This window comes from Micromonospora sp. BL1, assembly GCF_003667485.1.
Taxonomy (GTDB): domain Bacteria; phylum Actinomycetota; class Actinomycetes; order Mycobacteriales; family Micromonosporaceae; genus Micromonospora; species Micromonospora tulbaghiae.
In genome coordinates this window covers 1-3,594 of sequence record NZ_RCVK01000072.1, presented here as the reverse complement: position 1 = coordinate 3,594, position 3,594 = coordinate 1, and the positions used below count along the sequence as shown (strand labels likewise).

The window sequence follows — 3,594 nt, the reverse complement described above, 5'->3', positions numbered from 1 at the left end:
GAGAAGTCCCGCAGGTGGGTCATGGAGGTCCCCTTCACGAGGAGAAGGCGGGGGTACGGAGTGGTGGTCCGGCAGTCGTGAGAGCGCTCTCTTGGGAAGGGACATTAAGGTTCGGGTTACGGATCCGTCAATGTCTTGTTACCGAAGAGAGCGCTCTCCCGCGCTTGGGGCGTACCCTCCGGCCCTGCCGCGAAGCGCGCTGACCAGCCGCGACGGGACGCGAAAGCGCCGCCCCGGGCCGAGGCGGCCGGGGGCGGCGCGAGGAGCCGTGTGCCTACGCTGAGTCAGGCGGCGGTGGCCGCGAGGCTCCGTGCGCCGGTCCGCGCCGCGCCAGTGCCCGGCTCACCCGCGGCACCGGCCTGAGCGGCGCCCGGCTGCCCGTCGCCCGGCTGCCCGGCGGCGACTGGCCGCGGCGCGGCGGACTGCCGCGGCGTCCGGGCGGCGCTCAGCCCCGCCTGCGCGTTGTTCCAGGCCGCGCACGGCCACGCCGCCCCGGCGCAGCTCGGGCTGGCGCAGACGCGCTCGGCGTCCGGCTGGTGCGCGTCGGCCACCGCGGCGGCCAGGTCCCACAGCAGCGGATCGGTCACCTCCGCGGGGCGGTCGGCGACGCGGTCTGTGCTGGCTTCGGACATGATTCGGTCCCCCTGTCGTGAACGGCCCCCACCTGTTTCCGGAAACCGCCCCGCCCAAACCTGCGCCCGCCGGAACGCGGACATAGGCTGACCGGCGTGGCGAGGTACTACGACCTGCATCCGGACAACCCCCAGCCCCGCGTGATCCGGCAGGTGGTGGACCTGCTGCGCGCCGACGGGGTGATCGCCTACCCGACCGACTCCTGTTACGCGCTCGGCTGCCGGATCGGCAACCGCGACGGCGTGGAGCGGATCCGGGAGATCCGGCGGCTCGACGACCGGCACCCGTTCACGCTGATGTGCGCCGACTTCGCCCAGCTCGGCCAGTTCGTCAAGCTCAGCAACGCGGTCTTCCGGCAGGTGAAGTCCGTCATCCCGGGCAGCTACACGTTCCTGCTGCCGGCCACCGCCGAGGTGCCCCGCCGGTTGCAGGACCCGCGGCGGCGGGTGGTCGGGGCACGCGTACCCCGGCACACCGTTACCCAGGCGCTGCTCGCCGAACTCGGCGAGCCGCTGCTGACCAGCACGCTGCTGCTGCCCGGCGAGGACGAGCCGATGACCCAGGGCTGGGAGATCAAGGAACGGCTCGACCACCTGGTCGACGCCGTGGTCGACGCCGGGGACTGCGGGCTGGAGCCGACCACCGTGGTCGACCTGTCCGGCCCCGAGCCGGAGATCCTGCGCCGCGGGGCCGGAGACCCGTCCCGCTTCGAGTAACGATCACCCGTTCCGCCGCGCCGGGCCGCCGTCGTAGGGCACCGTGATTCCCGGCGGACGGTGACGGGGGTACGGCGTGGAAGCACTCGTGCTGATCACCGTGCTGGGCGCCACGGTGCTCGTCGGCACCACGATCGGCGGTCGCTACAGCGTCGCGCCGCCGGTCCTGCTGATCGCCATGGGTGCGCTGATCGGCCTGCTGCCGCCGTTCGACAATCTGATCCTCGAACCCGAGGTCGTGCTGGTGCTGTTCCTCCCGGCGATCCTCTACCGGGAGAGCCTGGTCATCAGCCTGCGCGAGATCCGGGCCAACCTGGTGGTGATCATCGGCCTCGCCGTCGTGCTGGTGATCGTCACGATGGCCGCCGTCGCGTTCACCGCGCAGGCCCTCGGCGTGCAGCCGGCCGCCGCGTGGGTGCTCGGCGCGGTCCTCGCCCCGACCGACGCGGCCGCCGTGGCCGGCCTGGCCAAGCGGATGCCGCGCGGCATCCTCACCACGCTGCGCGCGGAGAGCCTGGTCAACGACGGTACGGCGCTCGTGCTGTTCGCCGTGGCGGCCGGGGTGGTCGCGGGCGGGACGGTGCCCGGGCCGCTGCTGCTCACCGGCGAGTTCGTCGGCAAGTCGGCCGGCGGGGTGGCCGCCGGCCTGCTCGTCGGCGCGGTCGTGGTGCTGATCCGCAAGCACGTGGACGACCCGATGCGCGAGGGCGGGCTGAGCATCCTCACCCCGTTCGTCGCGTTCCTGCTCGCCGACGCGGTGCACGCCAGCGGCGTGCTCGCGGTGGTCGTGTCCGGGCTGCTGCTGTCCTACGCCGCGCCCCGGGTGATCCGGGCCCGTTCCCGGGTCACCGCGTTCGCGTTCTGGGACCTCTCCACGTTCATGGTCAACGGTGGTCTCTTCGTGCTGCTCGGCACGCAGGTGCCGCGTTCGCTGCGCAGCATCACCAGCCACTCGCCGGCCGCGTCGCTCGGCATCGCGGCGCTCGTGGCGCTGGTCGTGGTGGTGATCCGGCTGGTCTGGGTGCACCTGTCGGTGTCGGTGCTGCAACGCGTGGACCGGCGCGAGTCGAGCCGGGCGCGGCACTTCGACGGGCGGATGCGTACCGCGGTGGGCTGGGCCGGCTTTCGCGGCGCCGTCTCGCTTGCCGCCGCGCTCGCCGTGCCGGTCACCATGCACGACGGGAGCTCGGTGCGCGAACGGGATCTGATCATCTTCGTCACCGTGGTGGTGATCGTGCTGATCATGCTGGTGCAGGGCACCACACTGCCCGCGGTCGTGAGCTGGGCGGGCCTGACGGGCGACCGGGAACGCGACGACGAGGTGCGCTGGGCCCGGATCCGGGCCACCGAGGCCGCCCTGGAGGCGCTGCCCCGGGCCGCCAGCGACGTGGGCGCCACGCAGGACACGGTGGACCGGCTGCGCGCCGACTACGAGGAGCACCTGGCCGACGCCCGCGACCCGGGCGGTGAGGACGCGGAGGCGGAGCGGCAGATGGCCCGGCGGCTGCGGCTGCGGGTGCTCGACCACAAGCGGCAGGAGATCACCCGGCTGCGCAACACCCGGCAGATCGACGACGCGGTGCTGCGGCAGCTCCAAGCGGCCATCGACATCGAGGAGATCCGGCTGCTCGGGCCGGAGATGGAGGAGTGAGCCGGGCCGGCCGCCACCGGACGGGTGGCGGCCGGCGTGGCTCAGCGCGGGTCGACAGCGACGACGGTGTACGGGGTGGTCGGCGTCGGCGGGGTGGTGAACCGGCCGTTCGGCAGGTAGAGCCGGCCGAGCGCGGCGGCCACGGTGGTCGGCACGTCGAAGCCCGGGTCGGTGATGACGCCGCGCGCGACGCCGGCGGTGCCGGAGCGGTTCAGGTCGACCACGGCGACCTGGTTGAGGAAATTCTGCACCACGTACAGCGTGCGGCCGAGCAGCAGCAGGCCGTCGCCGTTGAGGAACGTGGCGCCCGGCACGTCGACGGCTGTGGTGACGCCGGTGGCCGGGTCCACCCGGAACAGCGTGCCGGTGTTCGACTGCACGACGATCAGCGCCCGCCCGTCCGGGGTGGGCGCGATGCCGTTGAGGTTGACGCCGGTGCCGTCCTGTTGGAAGTCGCCGGTCAGCGGCAGCGTGGTGAACCCGTCGGCGGGCGGCAGCGTGCCGCCGCGTCCCAGCGGCAGGCGGTAGAGCACCGGCCGGTTCGAGTCGGTGAACCAGGCGGCGTCGCGGGTGAGCGTCACGTCGTTGACGCTG

The 3,594-nt window shown here is 73.3% G+C and carries 3 protein-coding genes and 1 pseudogene; 2 read left to right on the top strand and 2 right to left on the bottom strand.

Annotated elements, in window-relative coordinates:
• Window positions 1-284: 284 nt before the first annotated feature.
• On the bottom strand, window positions 285-632 hold the full coding sequence (locus tag EAD96_RS00475; RefSeq protein WP_121682879.1) for a hypothetical protein: 348 nt from the start codon (window positions 630-632) through the stop codon (window positions 285-287).
• Window positions 633-728: 96 nt separating this feature from the next.
• Between EAD96_RS00475 and EAD96_RS00470 the strand changes: the two genes are divergently transcribed.
• A complete protein-coding gene (locus EAD96_RS00470) occupies window positions 729-1,349 on the top strand; it encodes an L-threonylcarbamoyladenylate synthase (RefSeq protein WP_091418190.1) in 621 nt (206 codons plus the stop codon).
• 76 nt (window positions 1,350-1,425) lie between these two features.
• Window positions 1,426-3,000 (top strand): Na+/H+ antiporter, encoded by a 1,575-nt coding sequence (locus EAD96_RS00465; protein WP_233585316.1) that lies wholly within the window; start codon window positions 1,426-1,428, stop codon window positions 2,998-3,000.
• A 41-nt stretch (window positions 3,001-3,041) separates the two neighbouring features.
• Here the strand turns inward: EAD96_RS00465 and EAD96_RS00460 are convergent.
• Window positions 3,042-3,594, bottom strand: a pseudogene (locus tag EAD96_RS00460) (superoxide dismutase); the annotation flags it as partial.

Bases quoted from the DNA above. Each gene is read 5' to 3' on its own strand.
- EAD96_RS00475 (WP_121682879.1), bottom strand. From the start codon at position 632: ATGTCCGAAGCCAGCACAGACCGCGTCGCCGACCGCCCCGCGGAGGTG.